Annotated in this window: 19 protein-coding genes; 12 read left to right on the top strand and 7 right to left on the bottom strand. The window is 68.2% G+C overall.

Features of this window, described 5'->3' with window-relative positions; genetic code table 11:
• Window positions 1-22: 22 nt before the first annotated feature.
• On the bottom strand, window positions 23-316 hold the full coding sequence (locus JOF55_RS14640) for a hypothetical protein (RefSeq protein ID WP_310274562.1): 294 nt from the start codon (window positions 314-316) through the stop codon (window positions 23-25).
• 602 nt (window positions 317-918) lie between these two features.
• Between JOF55_RS14640 and JOF55_RS14635 the strand changes: the two genes are divergently transcribed.
• Window positions 919-2,187, top strand: a complete 1,269-nt coding sequence (locus JOF55_RS14635; RefSeq protein ID WP_310274560.1) for an NsdA family TPR-like regulatory protein — start codon at window positions 919-921, stop codon at window positions 2,185-2,187.
• Here the strand turns inward: JOF55_RS14635 and ychF are convergent.
• Entirely contained in the window at window positions 2,177-3,256 is a 1,080-nt protein-coding gene (gene ychF, locus JOF55_RS14630; RefSeq protein WP_310274557.1) for a redox-regulated ATPase YchF, read from the bottom strand. The genes JOF55_RS14635 and ychF overlap by 11 nt on opposite strands.
• A 242-nt stretch (window positions 3,257-3,498) precedes the next feature.
• Here ychF and JOF55_RS14625 point away from each other — a divergent pair, with 242 nt between their 5' ends.
• Window positions 3,499-5,037: an alkaline phosphatase D family protein gene (locus JOF55_RS14625; RefSeq protein ID WP_310274554.1), complete on the top strand. Its 1,539-nt coding sequence runs from the start codon at window positions 3,499-3,501 to the stop codon at window positions 5,035-5,037.
• Between the two features lie 90 nt (window positions 5,038-5,127).
• On the opposite strand, the gene JOF55_RS14620 is transcribed toward JOF55_RS14625, so the two are convergent.
• On the bottom strand, window positions 5,128-5,310 hold the full coding sequence (locus JOF55_RS14620) for a hypothetical protein (protein ID WP_310274552.1): 183 nt from the start codon (window positions 5,308-5,310) through the stop codon (window positions 5,128-5,130).
• A 104-nt stretch (window positions 5,311-5,414) separates the two neighbouring features.
• On the opposite strand from JOF55_RS14620, the gene JOF55_RS14615 reads away from it, so the two are divergent.
• Window positions 5,415-6,959 (top strand): DNA-3-methyladenine glycosylase 2 family protein, encoded by a 1,545-nt coding sequence (locus JOF55_RS14615; RefSeq protein WP_310274550.1) that lies wholly within the window; start codon window positions 5,415-5,417, stop codon window positions 6,957-6,959.
• Window positions 6,956-7,465, top strand: a complete 510-nt coding sequence (locus JOF55_RS14610) for a methylated-DNA--[protein]-cysteine S-methyltransferase (RefSeq protein WP_310274548.1) — start codon at window positions 6,956-6,958, stop codon at window positions 7,463-7,465. The genes JOF55_RS14615 and JOF55_RS14610 overlap by 4 nt, the downstream gene beginning before the upstream one ends.
• A gap of 36 nt (window positions 7,466-7,501) precedes the next feature.
• Here JOF55_RS14610 and JOF55_RS14605 read toward each other — a convergent pair whose 3' ends face one another.
• From JOF55_RS14605 to JOF55_RS14595, 3 genes are all read right to left on the bottom strand, one after another.
• Window positions 7,502-8,851: a DUF2252 domain-containing protein gene (locus JOF55_RS14605; protein WP_310274546.1), complete on the bottom strand. Its 1,350-nt coding sequence runs from the start codon at window positions 8,849-8,851 to the stop codon at window positions 7,502-7,504.
• Between the two features lie 96 nt (window positions 8,852-8,947).
• Entirely contained in the window at window positions 8,948-11,902 is a 2,955-nt protein-coding gene (locus JOF55_RS14600; protein ID WP_310274544.1) for an AAA family ATPase, read from the bottom strand.
• The gene (locus JOF55_RS14595) at window positions 11,899-13,098 is read right to left on the bottom strand and encodes an exonuclease SbcCD subunit D (RefSeq protein ID WP_374727504.1); all 1,200 of its coding nucleotides are present in this window, start codon (window positions 13,096-13,098) and stop codon (window positions 11,899-11,901) included. The genes JOF55_RS14600 and JOF55_RS14595 overlap by 4 nt, the downstream gene beginning before the upstream one ends.
• Before the next feature lie 137 nt (window positions 13,099-13,235).
• Between JOF55_RS14595 and JOF55_RS14590 the strand changes: the two genes are divergently transcribed.
• Both JOF55_RS14590 and JOF55_RS14585 read left to right on the top strand, forming a co-directional pair.
• The gene (locus tag JOF55_RS14590) at window positions 13,236-14,171 is read left to right on the top strand and encodes a DNA recombination protein RmuC (protein ID WP_310274540.1); all 936 of its coding nucleotides are present in this window, start codon (window positions 13,236-13,238) and stop codon (window positions 14,169-14,171) included.
• Window positions 14,172-14,340: 169 nt separating this feature from the next.
• Complete coding sequence (locus JOF55_RS14585; RefSeq protein WP_310274538.1) at window positions 14,341-15,495, top strand: DUF6542 domain-containing protein; 1,155 nt, start codon at window positions 14,341-14,343, stop codon at window positions 15,493-15,495.
• A gap of 73 nt (window positions 15,496-15,568) precedes the next feature.
• Here the strand turns inward: JOF55_RS14585 and JOF55_RS14580 are convergent, their stop codons facing one another.
• On the bottom strand, window positions 15,569-16,636 hold the full coding sequence (locus JOF55_RS14580; RefSeq protein ID WP_310274536.1) for a 4-hydroxy-3-methylbut-2-enyl diphosphate reductase: 1,068 nt from the start codon (window positions 16,634-16,636) through the stop codon (window positions 15,569-15,571).
• A gap of 154 nt (window positions 16,637-16,790) precedes the next feature.
• On the opposite strand from JOF55_RS14580, the gene JOF55_RS14575 reads away from it, so the two are divergent.
• The 6 genes from JOF55_RS14575 to JOF55_RS14550 all read left to right on the top strand — a co-directional run bounded on the left by JOF55_RS14575 (window position 16,791) and on the right by JOF55_RS14550 (window position 20,409).
• Entirely contained in the window at window positions 16,791-17,297 is a 507-nt protein-coding gene (locus tag JOF55_RS14575) for a lipid droplet-associated protein (RefSeq protein WP_310274534.1), read from the top strand.
• Window positions 17,298-17,333: 36 nt separating this feature from the next.
• A complete protein-coding gene (gene xseA, locus JOF55_RS14570) occupies window positions 17,334-18,647 on the top strand; it encodes an exodeoxyribonuclease VII large subunit (protein ID WP_374727503.1) in 1,314 nt (437 codons plus the stop codon).
• A gap of 101 nt (window positions 18,648-18,748) precedes the next feature.
• Window positions 18,749-19,195 (top strand): hypothetical protein, encoded by a 447-nt coding sequence (locus JOF55_RS14565; protein ID WP_310274529.1) that lies wholly within the window; start codon window positions 18,749-18,751, stop codon window positions 19,193-19,195.
• Window positions 19,192-19,461, top strand: coding sequence for an exodeoxyribonuclease VII small subunit (locus JOF55_RS14560; RefSeq protein WP_310274528.1), 270 nt, complete (start codon window positions 19,192-19,194; stop codon window positions 19,459-19,461). Before JOF55_RS14565 ends, JOF55_RS14560 begins: the two co-directional genes overlap by 4 nt.
• 109 nt (window positions 19,462-19,570) lie before the next feature.
• Window positions 19,571-19,987, top strand: a complete 417-nt coding sequence (locus tag JOF55_RS14555) for a RelB antitoxin-like protein (RefSeq protein WP_310274526.1) — start codon at window positions 19,571-19,573, stop codon at window positions 19,985-19,987.
• Window positions 19,984-20,409 (top strand): cytotoxic translational repressor of toxin-antitoxin stability system, encoded by a 426-nt coding sequence (locus tag JOF55_RS14550; RefSeq protein WP_310274523.1) that lies wholly within the window; start codon window positions 19,984-19,986, stop codon window positions 20,407-20,409. The genes JOF55_RS14555 and JOF55_RS14550 overlap by 4 nt, the downstream gene beginning before the upstream one ends.
• Window positions 20,410-20,417 lie beyond the last annotated feature (8 nt).

Genomic DNA, 20,417 nt, shown 5'->3' with positions numbered 1-20,417 from the left:
TTCTTCGTACTGGCGCAGCGCGTTACCGCTCGCGTTGCTGTCCAGCTTCTCGATCGCCATGCTGATGGCAGAGACCTTCTTGCATGTCCGCCATTGCACTTTCCTCCTGGAGTGATTCGGCCTCGTAGGACTCGTCGAGAGCCTTGACCCACGCTCGGAAGTCCTCGTCAGGAACACTCACCCCGTGCGGGTTCAGTCCTTCCCGGATGATGGCTTTAGCTACCTGCTGCCATTGATCGAAGCTCAGAGATACACGCGCTTGCGTGTCTTCTTGGTGCGGTTCCACTCTCGGTATTGCTTCCACCGTTTCGCCCATATTGCGAATGCTCCTGTCTCCTTCGTGGTTGGAGATTGTTCAAACCTCGCAGCACGGCCGACAAAACCTCGTGGTCGACCGGCACCCATCTGCCCGCGCACGCGGGGACGGGGATGTGTCGTTGCGTGGGTACATCGCCTGCGAGGTCTCCCTGAAACAGGGTCCGATACCCGCTTGGTCGACCATCAGACCTGGAGGGGGCTCCCTCGGTCACTGGTTACCTCGTCGTTTCTGCCGTGGTAGCGCCACACCGACGCGCTTTGACACCCTTCGCAGCAGGGACCGCCGATGTCGATGCGTTCGACCCGACCGGCTTCGAGTCGGATACCGCACCGGGTGCGCAACAGACACCCCGGTAACTGTTCGTCCGTTCTGTGCACCACTCGCTCAACTTCGGATGCCTCCCCCTCGCGATAGCGAACCCGCATCGTTTCCCGCCTTTCCGATTCACTCATGTGGATGGACAGTCCCCGCCGAAGACGGGGGCGGAGCATGTCGGGGAATCTCCTCAACGACGGGAACTGTCCTGTAAGTAGTTTCGGAACTACGGTCGGTGCACGGTAGAGTCGAGCCGTTCACAAGGGTTCACAAGTGAGGCAGTGATGGCGACAGGAGCAGACCTCGGGGCACTCCGGGAAGAGGCAGGGATCAGCCTTGCTCGGATGGCTGACCGGACCCACTTCACAAAGTCCCACCTATCCATGATCGAGACAGGTAAGCGCTCGATCGCTGCCGAGGTCATCAGTGCCTATGAACAGGCCCTCGGTAAGCCGCTGAGTCCCCCGCAGGACGATCCGGTGCGCCTCGCGCATGAGTGGCTGGTCTCGGCCTCTCCGATGGCCGTACAGACCCACTCGGGGCGGACGGTCGGGGCTTCCCTTGCCAGTGAGCTGGAGGCTCGTGTGGTGGAACTGAGACACCTTGACGACACGGTGAGCAGTGAGGAGCTCGGACCGGTCATTGCCAAGGAGCTCAGCGAGGCCGAGAACTTGGTTCGCTGTGCCAACTTCACAGAGCCTGTCGGCAAGCGGTTGTTCACCGCTGTCGGAGAGCTGTCCCAGCTTGCCGGATGGGTGGCCGGTGATGCCGGTCGGTACCGACAAGCTCAGCGGCTCTACCTGTCCGGAGTCGCAGCAGCGAACGAAGCGCACGACAGAGTGCTCGGAGCACAGCTCCTGTCGAGCCTGAGTTACCAGATCGCCAATGTCGGCAACCCCACTGACGCTGCCCTGTTGGCTCGAACCGCTGTCCAGGGAGCCCGAGAAGCCACTCCCGTAGTGCGTGCCCTGTTTCTGGAACGTGCCGCTTGGGCCGCAGCGAAGACAGGAGACTCGGAGGCGACTTGGAGAGCGCTGGAGCAGGTTGACGACTCCTACGAGCAACGTGGAGCCGATGAGCCGGAGTGGGTGTACTGGCTCAACCGAGCCGAAATCGACGTCATGGCGGGACGCTGCATGATCGAACTGGGCCAGCCTCGCAAGGCTGAGCCCCTGCTCTCGGCAGCGATAGCCGGCTACCCACCCGAGCACGCGCGAGAGGTGGCCCTGTACCGCTCCTGGCTCGCCGAGTCCCACGCACGGGCAGGAGACCTCGACGCGGCCCGCGAAGCCCTCGACAGCGCCAAGCAGTACGGCTCCGAGATGCCCTCCGCCCGCAGCAATACCCGCTTCGAGAGGTGGAACAGTTGCTGTCCACTTAAGGCTTGGTCAAGCTTCGAGAGTCAGCACCGAGCCGGCACGGTTCCAAAGGAACAACGGGAACCCGCACTCACACATCGGGCATGTCAATACGGGTTCCCCATCGCTGACCTGGAAGTTTGTCTTTATCGACCAGGAAGTGCACAAGCTTCCGGATTTTCCGCTACACGTTGAAGCGGAACTCGACGACGTCGCCGTCGTGCATGACGTATTCCTTGCCCTCCATGCGGACCTTGCCCGACGACCGGGCGGCGTTCATCGAACCGGCCTCGACGAGATCCTCGTACGAGATGATCTCGGCCTTGATGAAGCCGCGCTGGAAGTCGGTGTGGATCTCTCCGGCGGCCTGCGGCGCGGTCGCGCCCTGGCGGATCGTCCACGCCCGGGCCTCCTTCGGCCCCGCCGTGAGGTAGGTCTGCAGGCCGAGGGTGTGAAACCCCGCGCGGGCGAGCGCGCTCAGGCCGGGCTCGGGCTGGCCGATCGAGGACAGCAGCTCCTGTGCGGACTCCTCGTCGAGCTCGAGGAGTTCGGCCTCGACCTTGGCGTCGAGGAACACCGCGTCGGCCGGTGCCACCAGGTCGCGGAGTTCCTGCTGCTTGGCCTCGTCGGCCAGCACACCCTCATCGGCGTTGAACACGTACAGGAACGGCTTGGTCGTGAGCAGGTTCAACTCGGCCAGTTCGGGAGTCTCGGCTCCCCGTCCCGCGGCGAACAGCGTCTGCCCGGAATCGAGCACTTCCTTGGCAGCCTTGGCCGCCTCCAGCGCGGGCTTGCGCTCCTTGTTCGTGCGGGCTTCCTTCTCCAGCCTCGGCAGCGCCTTCTCCAGGGTCTGCAGGTCGGCGAGAATCAGCTCGGTGTTGATCGTCTCGATGTCGCTGGACGGATCCACGCGGCCGTCGACGTGCACCACGTCCGGCTCGTCGAACACCCGGATGACCTGGCAGATCGCGTCCGCCTCACGAATGTTGGCCAGGAACTTGTTGCCCAGACCCTGCCCTTCGGAAGCTCCCTGCACGATCCCGGCGATGTCGACGAACGATACCGTGGCGGGGATCGTCTTGGCTGAGTCGTACATCTCGGCGAGCGTGTCGAGCCGGCTGTCGGGCAACGGCACGACACCCACGTTCGGCTCGATGGTGGCGAACGGATAGTTCGCCGCGATCGCTTCGTTGCGGGTCAGGGCGTTGAACAGCGTGGACTTGCCCACGTTGGGCAGGCCGACGATTCCGAGAGTGAGGCTCACGAGTCACCAAGTCTAGGAGTTCGGCCCGGCGATCACCGGACCCGGTGGGCACCGGCCACGGTACCGGGTCGAGCCGGGTGCTCCCACACCGTGCATAGCCCGTCCACTCCGAAGGCACGTGAGCAGGGTGTTCGACAAGTCGGAGGCGTAATGTCTCCTGACGGTCGCGTTCACGTGGACCGGTGTCCACCTTCGGCTGCTTTCGTCGTGTCCTGCTGTCGACACCGAACTCGGGAGACGCGATGACCAGTCCGTTGGACAGAAGACGCTTTTTCGTGCTGGGTGGCGGTACCGCTGCTGCCCTGGCCTCCACCCAGGTGCCCGCATGGGCTGCGAAGCCGATCCGCAACGTCGGGATACCCCGCGAGCCGTTCCGGTTGGGGGTTGCCTCCGGCGACCCGCTGCCCGACCGGGTGGTGCTGTGGACGCGGCTCGCACCGGAGCCGCTCGCGCTCGACGGCCGCGGCGGAATGCCCGACCGGCAGATCCCGGTCCAGTGGCAGATCGCCCACGACGAGTCGTTCAAGCACGTCGTGCGTGCCGGAACCGAAATGGCCGAGCCCGCGAGCGCGCACACGGTCCACGCCGACGTCGCCGGGCTGGAACCGGGCCGCTGGTACTACTACCGGTTCCGGTGCGGGTCATCACTGAGTCCGGTGGGGCGAACACGCACCGCTCCCGCTCCGGGTGCCGCGGTCGATCAGCTCGCCTTCGCTTTCGCCAGCTGCCAGAACTACCCGGCGGGCTATTACACCTCGCACGCGAATCTGGCGAACGAGGACCTCGACGTCGCCTTCCACCTGGGGGACTACATCTACGAGGGCGGTGGGCAAGGCGGCCTCGGCCGCGGGCACCTGCCGAGCCACGAGATCAGGTCCCTGGCCGATTATCGGGTGCGTCACGCCCAGTACCGCGGCGACGGCAATCTGCAGGACGCCCACGCGGCGTTCCCGTGGATCGTGACCTGGGACGACCACGAGGTCGAGAACAACTGGGCGGACGAGGAATCCGATCCGGACACTGCCCGCGAGGAGTTCCTCAAGCGGCGCGCGACCGCTTTCCAGGTGTACTGGGAGCACATGCCCATCCGTGCGGGACGCCGCCCGACCGGCCCCGACATGACGCTCCACCGAGGTTTCACCTTCGGCGACCTCGCCTCGTTCAACGTGCTCGACACGCGCCAGTACCGCAGCGACCAGCCCGCGTGCCGGGATGCGGACTGCGCGGAGGCATTCGACCCGAAGCGCACGATGCTGGGCGATGAGCAGGAGGCATGGCTCCACGGGCGGCTTCGGGGATCGTCGTCGAAGTGGAACGTGCTCGCTCAGCAGGTTCCGATGTTCGAGGACCCGAATGTCGGGCTGCCCGCGGACAAGTGGGAGGGCTACCGGGCGTCGCGGCAGCGGCTGATGGATGTGTTCGCCACGGCAACCCGCAACCCGGTGGTGGTCACCGGCGACGTGCACCGCAACTTCGCCGCGGACCTCAAGACCGACTGGGACGACGCGGACGCTCCCGCCGTGGGCAGCGAGTTCGTCGGAACCTCGATGAGTTCGGGAGGTGACGGGCGAAGCGCAACGAAGCACAACCCCGACCCGGACAATCCGCACATCAAGTTCGAGAACACCGGTGATCGCGGATACGTGCGGGTGAAGCTGTCCCGTTCGGAGCTGCGCAGCGATTACCGCGTCGTGGACACGGTCGAACGCCCCGAGTCGGGGGTCCGCACCCTCGCCTCGTTCGCCGTGGAAGCAGGCAATCCGGGTGTCCAGCGAGCGTAATCCGTCCCCTGCGGGTCGTGCGGGGTACAGGTGGTTCCCGCCACCCGTGCCCCACGCGATCGGCGGGCACGGTCACGAACTGTCGACCTGTCAGTAACCGTCGTCCTGCTCTTGTTGATTGCCTCCGCCGTTGTCCTGCTCTTGTTCCTGCTCCTGCTCATTACCACCACCGGGCTGCTGCCCGGTGTCGTCGCATCCGGCGGTGAGCGTGAGCGCCAGAACGGCCGCCGCCGCAGTGCCGAGGACTTTGCCTGCGCGGGTCGTACGAGTCATGACACGGACGGTAGAGGGCGGATGGCAGGGCCGCAGCATGATCGCCCACCCGCATGTCCGATTTCCGCTAGTGGTCGGCCCGCAAGCCTGACAGGATCGGGTTCATGCTGGTCACAACGGAGCAGGCTTACCGGGCGGTCGCGGCACGCGACCCGCGTTTCGACGGCTGCTTCGTGACCGCCGTACGCACCACCGGCATCTACTGCCGCCCGTCCTGCCCGGCGCGCACACCGAAGCCCGCCAACGTCGAGTTCTTCCCCACGGCCGCCGCCGCCCACTCCGCAGGCTACCGAGCCTGCCGCCGGTGCCTGCCGGACGCGGTGCCCGGCTCACCGGAATGGGACCTGCGTGCCGATCTCACCGGCCGGGCCATGCGCCTGATCAACGACGGCGTCGTCGAACGTGCCGGCGTGGTCGGGCTGGCCGCCACACTGGGCTATTCCAGCCGGCACCTGACCCGGATTCTCACGACCGAGCTCGGCGCGGGCCCGCTCGCGCTCGCCCGGGCACATCGCGCGCACTCGGCGCGCGTGCTGATCGAGACGAGCGACCTGGAGTTCGCTGAGGTCGCGTTCGCCGCGGGCTTTGCCAGCCTGCGGCAGTTCAACGAGACCATCCAGGAGGTCTTCGCCACGACTCCCACCGTTCTGCGCGAACAGACGCGCAGAGGCAGCGATCCGCACGACGGCACAGCGGGCACGCTCCGGTTGCGCCTGCCGTTCCGCCCGCCGCTGGATGCCGAGGGGATGCTGCGTTTCCTGGCCGATCGGGCGGTGGCCGGGGTGGAGGATGCGGGTCCGGAGCACTATTCCCGCACGCTGCGGCTTGCCCACGGCACGGGTGTGGCCACCATCCGGCCGGAAGGCGCCCACCTCGCCACCACCTTGCGGTTGACGGACCTGCGTGATCTCGGCAGCGCGGTGACCCGGATACGTCGCCTGTTCGACCTGGACGCCGACCCGGCGGCCGTCGCCGACGTGCTCGGTGGCGATCCGGTGCTGGCTGCCGGTGTCACCCGGACACCGGGTGTGCGTGTTCCCGGCAGTGTGGACGGAGCCGAAACCGTGATCCGCGCGATACTCGGGCAACAGGTTTCGGTCGCGGCCGCACGCACCACTGCGAGTCGCTTGACCGACGCACTGGGCGATCCACTGACGCGGCCCGGCGACGATATGCCCGAGCATGGCCTGACGACACTGTTTCCGTCCGCCGAGACATTGGCTTCCGCGGCGGCGGAGCACCTCAACGGGCCGCGCCGACGTGTCGACACCGTGTGTGCGGTGGCCGAGGCGCTGGCAGACGGCAGCCTCCGAGTCCATCCGGGGCGTGCCGAGTCCGAGCTGCGCCGCGATCTGGAAGCCTTTCCCGGCATCGGCCCGTGGACGGCGCGCTACGTGAGCATGCGGGTGCTGGGCACGCCGGATGTCCTGCTCGATGGCGATCTCGCACTCCGCCGGGGAGCCGCCGCGCTCGGAATCCCCGGAAACCAGGCGGCGCTGCGGGCCCGTTCGGTCCGATGGAGCCCGTGGCGTTCCTATGCGGGGATGTACCTCTGGCGGGCCGCCGCCGAGCCACCACCGTCCCGGAGAGGCAGGCACGGTCGCCCCGGCAGGCAGCACAACCATCCATCCACTCGGGAGAACCCATGAACACCCCGACCGCGACCTGGTCCACCACCGACACGCCGATCGGCCCGTTCAGCGCCGTCGTCGCCGACGACGGCGCCGTACTCGCCTCGGGCTGGACGACGAATCTCACCGATCTGCTCGAGGTCATCGCCCCGTCCCTACGACCTTCGGAGCCGCGGTACACGCCCGATCTCGGAGCCGTCACCCGTGCCGTCACCCGCTACCACGCCGGTGAACTCGACGTGATCGACACGGTCGAAGTGCGCCAGCGCTCCGGAACATTCCTCGAACACGCGTGGGAGGTGTTGCGCACGGTGCCCGCGGGCGACCCCGTCAGCTACAGCGCGTACGCCGCCCTGGCAGGCCGCCCCGCGGCGGCACGCGCGGCCGCGTCGGCCTGTGCGCGCAATGCCGCCGCGCTGTTCGTCCCGTGCCATCGAGTACTGCGGGGAGACGGGTCACTCGGCGGATTCCGGTGGGGTACCGACGTCAAGCGACGGCTCCTGGAGCACGAGAAGCAGGCGTGACCTCCCGGTCCCGGCCGGAGTGCACGGGCTCGGTGATCAGCTCGTCCGCGTGGAACTGACTCCGGGAATCTCACCGTTGCGGAAAGCGTCGACGAACAGGCGGTGATCGTCGCGGACCACGTCGGCGTAGTCACGGGCGAAGTCGCACAGCCACTTGGTGAAGTCCTCGTCGTGGCCGTCGACGATCTCGGAAATGGCGGCCTCGGTGCTGATCGGCACGAGATTCTGGTCCGAGTCGGCGTCGGACACGCAGTGTGCCTTGGCCACCGCCCTGCCGAGGTAGTCCAGCACGGGAAGAATGTCCTCCGGCTCGGTCAGCTCGGTCCAGTCCAAATCGGACACATACGGCGACACCTCGGAGACGACGTAGCCGACTCCGTCCAGCTCGGTGTAGCCGAGCAGTGCGTCTGCGTGGGCCTGCAGGGCCCGCTGGGACAGGGCGGTGCGCTGGCCATGGTGCCGGAAATACCGGCGGATGCTCTCGTCGGGGATGACCCGCGACGGCGCGGCCACGTTGCCCTGCTTCATGGACAGCAGGATGTCGTTTTCCAGAGCCTCGTTCTCGCCCTCGATCAGGATGCTGTAGGCAGGAAGCCCGGCGCTGCCGATGCCGAAGCCGCTGCGGGCGACCACGTCCTTGACCGTGTAGGCGACCTCGCGCATCTTCTTGTCCTGGGGGATCGTCTCCAGATACCGCCGGAAGGCCTCGATCACTCGCGCGTGTTCCTGCTCGTCGAGGCGGCGAACGCCCACTCCGTTGCGGAAGCGGCGGTCGTAGCCCTCGGTCTCGGTCTCCGCGTCGAGCAGCGCCTGCCTGCTGCGCAGGCGCGCCTTCTGCAGCACCTCGTGAATCGGCCCGTCGGTCGTGGTCAGGTTCAGCGAGAACGCGGCATCCTGCTCGCCCTTGGCGAAGCGGCGCACCTGGTCGATGTAGGCGTGCGTGGCCGTGCGCACGAACTCGTCGATGTCGGCGTCCGACAGTGCCTTGCTCCACCCCAGCAGGGCGATACTGGCCGCGAAGCGCTGCAGGTCCCAGGTGAAGTGACCGAGGTAGGCCTCGTCGAAGTCGTTGACGTCGAAGACGAGCACGCCCTCGTCGTCCATGTAGGTGCCGAAGTTCTCCGCATGCAGATCGCCCTGGATCCACACCCGGCTGGTGCGCTCGTCGGCCCACGGATCCTTCAGGCGGGCCACGTCGGCATAGAAGAGGCAGGCACTGCCCCGGTAGAACGCGAAAGGTGAGGCAGCCATCTTGCGGAACTTGGTGCGAAACGCCACGGGCGCGGCTTCCATCAGGTCCGAAAAAGCCTCGACCAGGTTGTCGACGATGTGTCCACGACGTCGATCCGGGTCATTGACGTCGAGCGTGCGAGCGATCTCGGACATGCGGTGACCTCCCTAGCAACCGGGGACTCCTTCGCCGCCACCCTACGCACGCCCGAATCCGGGTGTCGGGACACAGCGCCCGATACGCGGTCTCGATTACGACTCGATTGCCAGCGTGGAACCGCTCCGCGAGGCACGAACCCGCAGCCGGACGCCGATGCGCTGGCGCATCTCCTCGACGTGCGAGACGAGCCCGACGACACGGCCACCGGCGCGCAACTCGTCCAGCGTGTCCATCACCAGATCCAGCGTTGCCGCATCGAGCGTGCCGAAGCCCTCGTCGATGAACAACGTGTCCAGCAGCGCACCCCCGGTCTCGGCCGCCACCACATCGGCCAGGCCCAGCGCCAGGGACAACGAGGCCAGGAACGACTCTCCGCCGGAGAGGGTCTTGGTCGGCCGGGTCAGGCCCGAATAGTCGTCCAGCACGTCCAGCCCGAGCCCGCCCCTGGTTCCGCGCATCCCGGCGGCGTCGGTGTGCACGAACGAGTAGCGCCCCGCGCTCATGCGCTGCAGCCGGTGCGTGGCGGCCACGGCGACCTCTTCGAGGCGGGCGGCCAGCACGTAGGAGCGCAACGTCATCTTCCGTGCGTTCTGCCCGTGGCCGTTGACCACGTCGGTCAGGGCATCGAGCTCGGCGAACTCGGCGTGTACCGGACCGAGTTCCGCCCAGGTGCGGCGCAACTTCTCCGCGAGCTCCGCGACGCTGTTCCTGCGCTGCTCGGCACCGGTGGCGACCGCGGCGGCCCGCTCCGCGGCATCCCGGGCAGCGGCAGCCGCCTCGTCGGCCCCCACGAGGTCCACCTCGGTGTCGTCATCCACGTCGGACAGCTCCGCCACCGTCGCCTGCGCGGCCGCCTCGCGTCGCTCGACCTCGGCCAGGGACTCGCTCAGCCCCGCACGGCGATCCTGGCCGCGCTCGGCGTCCAGTGCCGCCTCGACATCGTCGAAACCGGCTTCGGTGGCCGCTTTCCACAGCGCAGTCCGTTGCTGTTCGGCACGGCTCCGGGCGTCATCGCGGGCGGTCGTTGCCTCGACGAGCCGATCGATGCGTGCGACCAGGTCGAGCAGGTGTTCACGGCGTTCGGCGACACTGCCGAAATCACCCCGAGCCCGCCGCAGGCGGTGTTCGCGTTCCTCGACGGTGGCCGTCAGGGTGGTGTGCTCGGAGCGGGACGCGGCCATGCGGGCGGCGAGTTCACCGCGCTCGGTGGTGAGACGCTCGGTGGAGGCTTCCAGCTCGGCGAGCCGATCGGCGTGGTGCTGCTCCTGTGCGGCCTGCGCACGCAGGGTGTCGCGCTCGGCCGTGGCTTCTGCGAGCTCGGCGCGCGCCCCGGATTCGGTGTACTCGCCGAGCCGTTCACGAAGCCGCTCGCACGTCTGCTGCGCCTGCTGCGCCAGGGCGCCTGCCTCCTCGCGGCGGGCATGCGCCGCCTGCTCGTCGGCCTGCGCCTGCTTTTCCTGCTCCGCGCTGACCGGTTCGGCAACCGGCAGGCCCGGTTCGGGATGCGTGGCCGAGCCACACACGGGACACGGGCTGCCCGATTGCAGCCCCTCGGCGAGTTCGGCGGCCATCCCGGCCAGTCGCCGTTCCCGGAGAGCATGCAGATGCTCACGCAGCCGCTGATGTTCGTCCACGGCCTCCTGCGCCCGGGTGCGCATCCGGTTGAGGTGTTCCTCGGCGGCGGGCAGCTCGCGCGCGTCCGTCAGCAACGCGCCCAGTTCGTCCACCCGCGCGGCCACGGTCTCCTGCCGTGCCGCGGCCCTCCTGGCCTCGTCGAGGTCCTGACGTGCGCCGGTGATCCGTTCGGGAAGCCCCTCCTGCTGCTCGGCAAGCGCTGCGTCCGCTCGGGCGTCGGTGTCGATGCCGTCGGCGAGCTCGGCGAGTCGTTGCCGGTCGGTGTCCTGCTGCCGCGCCTCGGAAACGAGTTGCGCGAGCGCTCCGGCCTCTTCCCGGTAGCGCCCCGCCGTCGAGCGCAGCTCGGGGAGCTCGGCACTGGTGTCCACGCCCACGCACCGGGCGGAGGCGACGGTGACTTCCTCGGCGGCCCGCTCGTGTTCGGCGGTGGCCTCCCGGGTTGCCTGCCGCACGGTGAGCACCGGAATCGCCCGCTGAGCGGCGTCGAGTTCGGCGCGCCACGCCCGGTGCTGCTCGCGGTGCTCGGCGATCCCGGTGAGTTCGGCTGTCGCCGCACGCTTGCGGCGGACCCGGTCGGCCAGCTCACGGCGTGCGGTCAGGGTCGCCTCGGCGTCCTCCCGCACACGACGCAACCGGCTCTGTTCGGCCTGTGCCTCTTCCTGCTCCCCGGTCAGGCGCTTTTCCAGCTCCTCCAGCCAGCTCTGCTCGTCCTCCCCCTCGTCCGGTTCCGTCGTGCCCGCCTCCTGGGACACACGGGCGAGCAGCTTCCGGGCCTCCTGGGTCTGCTCCTGCAGCTCGCGCCTGCGTTCCTTGCGGCGTTCGGTGAACCAGCGCTCCACGTCGGTGAAGCGCTGCGTGCCGAACAGCTTTTCCAACAGCTTCGCGCGTTCCTCGGTGTCGGCGCGCAGGAACTTCGCGAACTCGCCCTGCGGCAGCAGCACCACCTGGAAGAACTGGTGATGATCCATTCCCAGCAGCCGGTATACGGTGCGCGCGATCTCGTCGATGCGGGTCAGTCCCTCGGGGGCCTCCCCACTCGGCGGTTCGCCCACCCAGGTCAGCGATGCCTTGGCCTTCTGCTCGGTGTACCCGTCACCCTTCTTCTTCGGGCGCTGGTATTCGGGGCTGCGCCGGATCCGCAGCCGGTGGCCCTGCACCGTCAGTTCCAGGCTGACCGAAGTGGGGACATCGGCGTCGGCGGTGTCGCAGCGCAACTGTTGTTTGCCCTGCCCCCGCGCCCCGGGCACCGTCCCGTAGAGGGCGAAGGCGACCGCATCGAGCAGGGTCGTCTTGCCCGCTCCGGTGTCCCCGTGCAGCAGGAACAGACCGTCCGCACCGAGCGCGTCGAAGTCCACCACCTCGTGCCCGCTGTAGGGGCCGAAGGCGGTGATTTCCAGGCGATGCAGCCTCATGACCGCCTCCCCGTTTTCGTGCTCTCCGTGGCTCGCACGGCACGCAACGCTTCGGCCAGCAGCGCACGCTCCGACTCGTTCGGCTCCGCACCCCGGCAGTCGGCGACGAACCCGTCGGCGAGGGCCTGGTCATCGCGCCCTCTGACCGCCTCGGAGTAGCGCAGTGGCGCGGTCGCACGGCCGCCCTCGGGTTTCCACTCCAGGTGCACGGCATGGGGAAAGCGTCGCTGGAGCCGCCGCATCGCCTCGATCGGCCGGACCTCGTCGGTCAGCGTCGCCGACAGGTAGCAGTCCTCGACAGCGGTGTGCTCGGGCTCGGTGAGCAGGTCCTCGATCCGGCCGTGGACCGTGGCCAGCCTGCGGGGCACCGGCAGTTCCCTGCGCTCGACACCGGCGAGCCCGCCGGCGTCGAGGTCGACCAGCCACACCGACTTGTGGTGCGCTGCCTCGGAGAACGAGTACGCCAGCGGACTGCCCGAGTAGCGCAGGTGCTCGTCGAGGCGCTGGGGGCCGTGGAGATGCCCGAGTGCCACGTAGTCGACACCGTCGAAGACCGGGCCCGGCACCTGCTCGACACCGCCGACGGCGATGCGGCGTTCCGACTCGCTGCCCTGCCCACCGGTGACGAACGCGTGCGCGAGAACGACGGAGCGGGTCTGCTCGGCCCGTCCGGACAGTTCCGCACCGATCCGGTTCATGGCTTCGGTGAGTACCGCCGCATGTCCCCGTGTCTCCACCGCACCCGCGCCGGGAACCCGATCGCCGGTCGATTCCAGCGCCTGCCGAGCGGGGTCCGGCTCCAGGTACGGGATGCCGTAGAACGCCACCGGACCGTGCTCGTCGTCGATCACCACGGGCTCGTGCAGGCCGGAAATCCTGGTGCGCAGATGCAGGCCACCGGCTGCGGCGAAGTCGGCGAACGTCCCGACTCGCGCGGCGGAGTCGTGATTGCCGGGGGTGACCACCAACTGTGCACCGGCCTGCCGGAGACGTCGCAGCACCCGCATGCACGTCTCCACCGCCTCACCGGCGGGCATGGCCCGGTCGTACAGATCACCGGCGATCACCACGACGTCGATCCGCTCGTCGGAAACCATGTCGGCCAGGCCGGACAGCACGGCTTCCTGATCCGCCAACAGGTCGCGGCCGTGGAAGGTCCGGCCGATGTGCCAGTCGGAGGTGTGCAGCACCCGCATGCCGGACAAGCTATCGGCATCGATCAACACCACCACCGTCCGGTCCTCCCCGGCGTGTCGACACCCCACACGCGGCGTGCCGCCGGTCTTTTCCGTCATGATCGGGAGTGGAGAACGCACCGGCGAACGGAGCACATGTGGGTTCGGGAATCCTCGCCATCGGCGTCATCGTGCTGACGTTGTTGTTCGCGGCCGCGCTGGCGCTGATCTGGCGTCTCCACACCGACAGCGCGCGACGTGCCGACGAGGCATTGCGCATGGTGGAGGCGGAACGAGCGCGCACGGTGGAGCAACAGGCGGCGCTGCGCCGCTACGAGGTCGCCTTCGCCTCGATCACCGGGCGAGGCGAACTCGGCGAACAGGTGCTGATCGAAACGGCGCGCTCACTGGGACTGCGCGAAGGCGTGCACTTCACCCAGCAAACCGACCTCGCCGGTGGCGGATCGGCGCGGCCGGACATGGTCCTCACCGTCGGCGGTGATCGCCGGGTTCCGGTGGACGCCAAAGCCAGCCTGGCCGTCTGGGCCGAGGCGATGGAAACCGACGATCCCGAGGAACGCCGCGAGGCGCTCCGCGTGCACGTGCGCAACATCCGCTCCCGTGCGACCGACCTCGCGGGCAAGGGATACCAGCGGTGGGCGGACGCGATCTACGGCACGATCATGTTCGTGCCCTCGGACGCGGCTGTGGTCGCAGCGCTCGACACCGACCCGCAACTGCTGTCGTGGCTGCTCGACAAGCGGATTTTTCTCTGCGGACCGACGGGATTCGCCGTGTTGGCCTCCGCCGCGATGTTCGCGGTCACCGAAAGCACCATCGCCGAGGACATCGAGCAGGTGCGCTCGCAGGCAGTCCGGGCACAGCGCGCCGCCTCCGGTGCGGTCGAGGCGGTGAACCTCTCCAGTACGCACCTGCAGCGGTTCGTCTCCGCCCGCCGCCGCGAACTCGACGCGCTCGAATCGCTCCGCAGCGCCATGCAGCCCCTGGTCGAAACGGCGGGCAGTGCCACCGCCCTCACCGAGGTACGCCGCGACGAGGACGGGCTTGTGAACAGCACGGGGGAGCAGCACTGAGGCCCGGCCCCTCGCACAGCACCAGCGCTCCGAACCGGTTCGTCCGCGACGATCGGCGGTTGCCCGCGGCGAGCGAAACCCGTGGGTGAAGACCCACACCCCCGGACAATCCCGCGGCTCCACCGAGACATGTCGGTACCCCGGTGCCGGGACCGTTACCGTTGTACCCGTGACCGCCTTACCCGAGCACCAGAGCACCTCCAGTCCCGCCACCGGCGGCCCTGACGGGGACGACACCGACTGGGCGGAAAGCTCCGTCTTCGGTGGCACCCGTGGCATGCCCTGGTGGGGCGCGGTTGTCCTGGCCACGCTCCTGACCGCGCTGGGCACCCTGCTGGACGTGCTGATCTGGAACCGGCCCGGGATCCTGTTCACCGCCTGCTATGTCGTCGGATGCCTGCTCGCTGTCGCACTCGTCCGGCGCAGGAGCCTCTTCGGCCCCATGGTGCAGCCGCCACTGGTGCTGGCGATCATCATGCCGATCATCGTGCTGACCGTCGGATCCGGTATCGCACGAGACGCGGGCACGACCGAGCTCGTGCTCGCCGTGGCAAGCCCTCTGATCAAGGGTTTCCCCGCCATGGCCATGACCACGGGGGTGGTGCTGGGGGTCGGACTCCTGCGGATGTTCGTTCTGGAAAGCGGCAAACCAGCCGGTCGAGCAGGCCGAGGCTCCAAGGGGAATTCCGAGGCCACCGCCAAGAAGGCGGCCCGATCGAGCGCCGATCGGTCTTCGCGCGAACAGTCGGCAGGCGGCCGTGGGAAGCAGGCAGCCGACGAGGGCGCGAAACGCCCCTCCGAAGCCGCGGGCAAGCAGCGCTCGCAGGGTAAGGGCAGGGGGTCGCGAACTCCCGCGGCGGGCTCCGAGGCCGAGCAACGTGCTGCGGGACGACCGCAGCGCCGTGGTGACACCGGAGGCAGCGCCGCCGAGGGACGGAGCAAACCGTCCGGAGCGGGCAAACAGCGTCCGCGTCCGGGCGTGGGTGCAGGCGGCACCTCGGACAACCGGAAGGCTCGCCCACACGGCCAGGAACGAGGCGAGCAGTCCGCGGGTGGACGGACGCCGGGAGAGCAAAACGGACGGCCCCGTGGTCGCTCGCGCGGCGAACAACCCCCGAATGGGGGGCAAGCACGAGGCAACCAACCACCCGGCAGAGCACGCGGCAGCGAGGCACGCCCCGAACGTGGTGACCGCTCGACTCCACCGGAGCGGAGCAGCGGACCACGTTCGGCACCACCGGGCCGGGCCAAACCACCGGAGCGGTCGTCCGGCGGTGAGCAGCCCCCGCGGCGGCCACGTCGCCCGCGTCGCGAGGGCGAGTAGCACTCCACTCGAGAGACGCCGTGCCGAAGAACGTCGGCCGTGCTGAGAGAAGCCGTGCCGGGAGAGGTCGTGCTCAGCGAACGCTTTGTGGGCTGTCCGGATTGTCGCTGAGATCCTTGCGCAGCTCACGCGGTAGTGCGAAGGAGATCTTCTCGTTGGCCGTGGTGATCTCCTCGGCCTCACCCCAGCCACGCTCCTGCAGATAGTCGAGTACCTGCAGCACGAGAACATCGGGCACCGAGGCACCGCTGGTCACACCGACCGTGGTGACACCGTCCAGCCACGACTCGTCGATGTGGTCGGCGTAGTCGATCAGGTGGGCGCTCGTGGCTCCCGCCTGCAGGGCAACCTCGACCAGACGTTTGGAGTTCGAGGAGTTCTGCGATCCGACCACGAGCACGAGATCGCACTCGGCGGCCATCGCCTTCACCGCGACCTGGCGGTTGGAGGTGGCGTAGCAGATGTCGTCACTCGGCGGCGCCTGCAGGTCGGGGAAGCGCTCCTGGAGCTGGTCGACCCGCTCCATCGTCTCGTCCACGCTCAGCGTGGTTTGCGACAACCACACCACCTTGGAGGGATCGCGCACCTCCACCTTGTCGACGTCGGAAGCCTTGTCCACCAACTGCACCCGGTCCGGCGCCTCGCCGGAAGTGCCCTCGACTTCCTCGTGGCCCTCGTGACCGATCAGCAGAATGTCGTAATCCTGCTTGGCGAACCGGTTGACCTCCTTGTGCACCTTGGTCACCAGCGGGCAGGTCGCGTCGATCGTGCGCAGGTTCCGACGGTTCGCCTCCTCGTGCACGGCAGGCGACACCCCGTGCGCGGAAAACACCACGAGGGCGCCTTCCGGCACCTCGTCGGTCTCCTCCACGAAGATCACACCGCGCTTCTCCAGCGTCTGCACGACATGCTGGTTGTGCACGATCTCCTTGCGCACGTAGACCGGTGGACCGTAGGTCTCCAGAGCTCTCTCGACGGTGTCCACGGCACGATCGACCCCGGCACAGTAGCCGCGGGGCTTGGCCAGCAGGACGCGCTTGCCGGACGCACCCCCCGGAGTCGGGGCCACAGCCTGTTCAGCCTGTTCGGCAGCGGCACGGCCCTGGTCGGCATGGTCGGTGGCCTGGGACGAACTCGTCATGGTGCCCAGGGTACGGATGATCCGCCGAGCAAGCTCATTGGCCGACCCATCGGGGTCGGTCCAGCAGTGGCCGATTCGGCCGATTCGCACGATCTCCGGACGTGGGCACGCACGTCAATGGCTTCCACAGCGTATGTGGGGCACGCTGGTGCGTATGCGATGGTTCTCCCTACCGGTGCGGGTAGCGGCCGGGATCACTGCCACGGCAGTGGAACAGACCCGAAAGCTCCCGGGGCACCTCGTCGGCCTACCGATCACCGTCACCAGTCAGGTCCTGCAACTGTCCATGCGACTGCAGCAGCAGGTCACCGAGTTCGCCATCAAGGGAGATGAGGCTCTGGGGTGGCTGCACAAGCCGCAGGCACAACCGGAGTGGGCCACTTTCGACGAGGATCGGGAACCGGCCACGAAGCGGGACGAGAGCGCAGGCGACAGCGAGTCCGGCGCCGACCGTACGGAGCAGGTCCCCGGAACGGGCAGACCGGCCACGCGCGTGCTGCCCGGCTACGATCAGATGAGCATTCACCAACTTCGTGGAAAGCTGCGCCGGTTGTCCGAATCCGACCTGGTCGATTTGCTCGAGTACGAACGCGGGCACGGCCAGCGCCGGGAATTCCTGCGGATGCTCTCGCGCCGCCTGGATACCGTGCGCGCACAGTGACCGGGTGAGCTCATCACAGCAGTAGGAGCAACCGTGGTGAGCAGGATCCGCAACGCGTCCCGAGGAGAGAGCCTGACTTCCCCGACGAGTCCCGAAGAACCGTGGCCGGTACGCACGGTGTCCCGCAAGATCGCCGACTGGATCAACCGGCTCGGCACGATCTGGGTGGAGGGCCAGATCACCCAGATCTCGGCGCGCCCTCGTGCGGCGACGGCTTTTCTGACACTGCGTGACCCGTCGGCCGACGTGTCGCTGACCCTGACCTGCTCGTCGAATCTGTTGCGCGAGATGGACCCGCCGCTGACCGACGGCAGCCGCGTCGTCGTGCACGGCAAGCCCTCGTTCTACGTGGGGCGCGGCACGCTGAGCCTGCGGGTCGACGAAATTCGCTCCGTCGGGATCGGTGAGCTCCTGGCGAGAATCGAGCGCCTCCGACAGCTCCTCAAGGCCGAGGGTCTGTTCGATCCCGCCCGCAAGCGCGCGCTGCCGTTCCTGCCGAACCGGATCGGATTGGTGACCGGGCGAGCCTCGGCAGCCGAGCACGACGTGCTCAGCAATGCGCAACTGCGCTGGCCCGCCGTGCGTTTCGAGGTACGCAACGTTGCCGTACAGGGGTCCACTGCCGTCCCCCAGATCCTGGACGCGCTCGACGAGCTGGATCGCAACCCCGAGGTCGACGTCATCGTGCTGGCGCGCGGCGGCGGCAGTGTCGAGGATCTGCTGGCATTCTCCGACGAGACGCTGTGCCGAGCGGTATCGGCCAGCGGCACACCGGTCGTGAGCGCGATCGGGCACGAACCCGACTCCCCGCTGCTCGATCACGTCGCCGATGTCCGCTGCTCCACTCCCACCGGTGCGGGCAAGCGGGTGGTCCCCGACGTGGCCGAGGAAACCCAGCGGATCCACCAGTTCCGTGATCGGGCACGGCGGGCACTGCAGGGATGGGTGGAACACGAGCGTCGACTGCTCGATTCGTTGCGAAGCAGGCCCGCCCTGGCCGATCCGCACGGGCCGCTGGAGCACCGGGCCGAACAGGTCGGCGCGCTCCGGCAACGATCCCAGCGGGCGGTGCTCGCGGAACTCAGTGCCGAACAACACCGACTCGCCACCACTCGATCACGCTTGACCGCGCTCGGTCCTGCGGCCACTCTTGCTCGGGGGTACGCGATCGTGCAACGCATCGGGCCGCACGGTTCCTCGGTGGTGCGGTCGGTGGACGAGGCCGCGCCGGGAACCCGGTTGCGCGTGCGTGTCACCGACGGTTCGGTGTACGCGGTCGTGCCGCACAACCAACAGGACGAGGAGTCGGGCGGATCACAGACCGCCGGAGAATCTTCCGCGGCCCCCTAAACTCGAGTGGGTCGGCGGGTTCGCCCCCGAGCGGAGTCGTCCTCGAGGCGATCGGCGGAACAGAGTCGGGCACGAAGAAGAGTCGAGCACGGAGGTTTGTGGTGCCGCACCCGGAGCAGGAGCCCACCTTCCTCCCGTTGACCGTGGCCATCGCCAAATCGTCGGCCGATCCCACCGACTCCGCTCTCTCCGACCCGGTCGGCCGCCAGAGCCTCCACGCCGTGCGGCAGCGTGCCGAGGAGGCCAACACCACGGCCGCGGGTTGCTGGGCGGCGCTGTTGGGTGGCTGCGAGTCTCCGGAACGCCGGGCCATGCCCACCCGTCTGCGCGCACTGGCGGAAGCGACCTCGCTGTATGTCGGTACCCGATGGTGGTGCGGCCACGGTGCGACGCACCGACGTAGGGTCGCCGAGGCACAGTTGCGTATCAACGACGCCGTGCGTGAGGGCGACGGTGCCGAGTTCGCCGATGCGTTCGTCGGGTACGACCAGGCGATCGCCACGGCAATGGTGTCCGTACCGAGCAGGTTGGAGAATCCCACCCCGTGACCACGAGTGAACAGGACCAGCCGAGCGAGGGGTTCGATCCGGAGGCCGCGCACCCCGAGGTGGCTCACCTCGATTACGAACAGGCCCGTGACGAGCTGGCCGAGGTGGTGCGGCAACTGGAGGCGGGCGGCCTGTCCCTGGAGGATTCGCTGGCGCTGTGGGAGCGCGGTGAGGCGCTGGCTGCCGCCTGCGAACGCCATCTCGCAGGCGCACGGGAACGCGTCGATCGTGCCCTCGCCTCGGTCGAGACGACCGAGGACGAGTAAGTACACACCGTTCGACCTTCGGCACTGCGGCACATACTGCGACGTACGTCGAGTACTTGACGTACTTGGCTTTTTCGGTGCAGAATCGGAATCGAATCAGGGAGGCGCCATGTCCGCAGTGCACTACGACAGCTACACCGACGCGCGTACGCACTTGAAGGATCTGCTCGACGCGGCCGAGAAGGGCCACGTGGCCACCGTGCGCCGGGACACCAGCACCGCAGCGGTCATCGACAGTGAACGACTGCGGCGTTTCCTCACGGCCACCACAACGGCCTGCGCCCAAGCGGTACCCGAAGCGGACGGATGGTCCCTCTTCCTGCCGGGGCATCCCGTCGCCGCGGACGGGTCCTCGTTCGACGAAGCGGTCGCGGAGATGATCACCGCCCTGCGCGAGTACGCCACCGACTGGCAGGAACGCCTGCTCGATTCACCGCAACACCGGGACAACTGGGGATTGGTGCAGTTGATCGAACTCAGCGATGACTCCCAGCTGCGCGAATGGCTGGTCGGTACTCCGGAGTGACACACTCGAACCCCACGCGCACCGACCACGAGCGGTTCTGTCGCACCGAAGGATGGCAGCCGCTGCGCGACGTACGGACCGGATCGGGCACTCGGCACACCACCTACGAACTCGCCCTTCCCGACGGGCGGGTCCTGCGCACGCGGATCTCCCACCCACCGGAACGCGACACGTACGGCCCCGCACTGTGGAAGCACGTCCTCGACGATCAGCTCCGGGTCTCGGAAGCGGAGTTCCGGGCGTGCGTCGACGAGGGTGTACTGCCCGACCGAGGCGTGCCACGCTCGGCCGCCGAAGCGCTCCCGCCCGCGCTGGTCTACCTGCTCATCAACCGTGTCGGACTCCCCGAGAGCGAGGTCAAGGCACTGAGCAAGGAGCAGGCGGTGGCCCGGGTCAACCAGTACTGGTTCGAGGGGGACTGAGCGTGTCC

The sequence above is a fragment of the Haloactinomyces albus genome (assembly GCF_031458135.1).
GTDB lineage: Bacteria > Actinomycetota > Actinomycetes > Mycobacteriales > Pseudonocardiaceae > Haloactinomyces > Haloactinomyces albus.
The sequence above is the reverse complement of the archived record's forward strand: the minus strand, read 5'-3'. Positions and strand labels throughout refer to the sequence as shown.

Excerpts from the sequence above, each read along its gene's own strand:
- JOF55_RS14640 (WP_310274562.1), bottom strand. The coding sequence starts at position 316 with ATGGGCGAAACGGTGGAAGCAATACCGAGAGTGGAACCGCACCAAGAA.
- JOF55_RS14635 (WP_310274560.1), top strand. The coding sequence starts at position 919 with ATGGCGACAGGAGCAGACCTCGGGGCACTCCGGGAAGAGGCAGGGATC.
- JOF55_RS14625 (WP_310274554.1), top strand. The coding sequence starts at position 3,499 with ATGACCAGTCCGTTGGACAGAAGACGCTTTTTCGTGCTGGGTGGCGGT.
- JOF55_RS14620 (WP_310274552.1), bottom strand. The coding sequence starts at position 5,310 with ATGACTCGTACGACCCGCGCAGGCAAAGTCCTCGGCACTGCGGCGGCG.
- JOF55_RS14615 (WP_310274550.1), top strand. The coding sequence starts at position 5,415 with ATGCTGGTCACAACGGAGCAGGCTTACCGGGCGGTCGCGGCACGCGAC.
- JOF55_RS14610 (WP_310274548.1), top strand. The coding sequence starts at position 6,956 with ATGAACACCCCGACCGCGACCTGGTCCACCACCGACACGCCGATCGGC.
- JOF55_RS14605 (WP_310274546.1), bottom strand. The coding sequence starts at position 8,851 with ATGTCCGAGATCGCTCGCACGCTCGACGTCAATGACCCGGATCGACGT.
- JOF55_RS14600 (WP_310274544.1), bottom strand. The coding sequence starts at position 11,902 with ATGAGGCTGCATCGCCTGGAAATCACCGCCTTCGGCCCCTACAGCGGG.
- JOF55_RS14595 (WP_374727504.1), bottom strand. The coding sequence starts at position 13,098 with ATGCGGGTGCTGCACACCTCCGACTGGCACATCGGCCGGACCTTCCAC.
- JOF55_RS14580 (WP_310274536.1), bottom strand. The coding sequence starts at position 16,636 with ATGACGAGTTCGTCCCAGGCCACCGACCATGCCGACCAGGGCCGTGCC.
- JOF55_RS14575 (WP_310274534.1), top strand. The coding sequence starts at position 16,791 with ATGCGATGGTTCTCCCTACCGGTGCGGGTAGCGGCCGGGATCACTGCC.
- JOF55_RS14555 (WP_310274526.1), top strand. The coding sequence starts at position 19,571 with ATGTCCGCAGTGCACTACGACAGCTACACCGACGCGCGTACGCACTTG.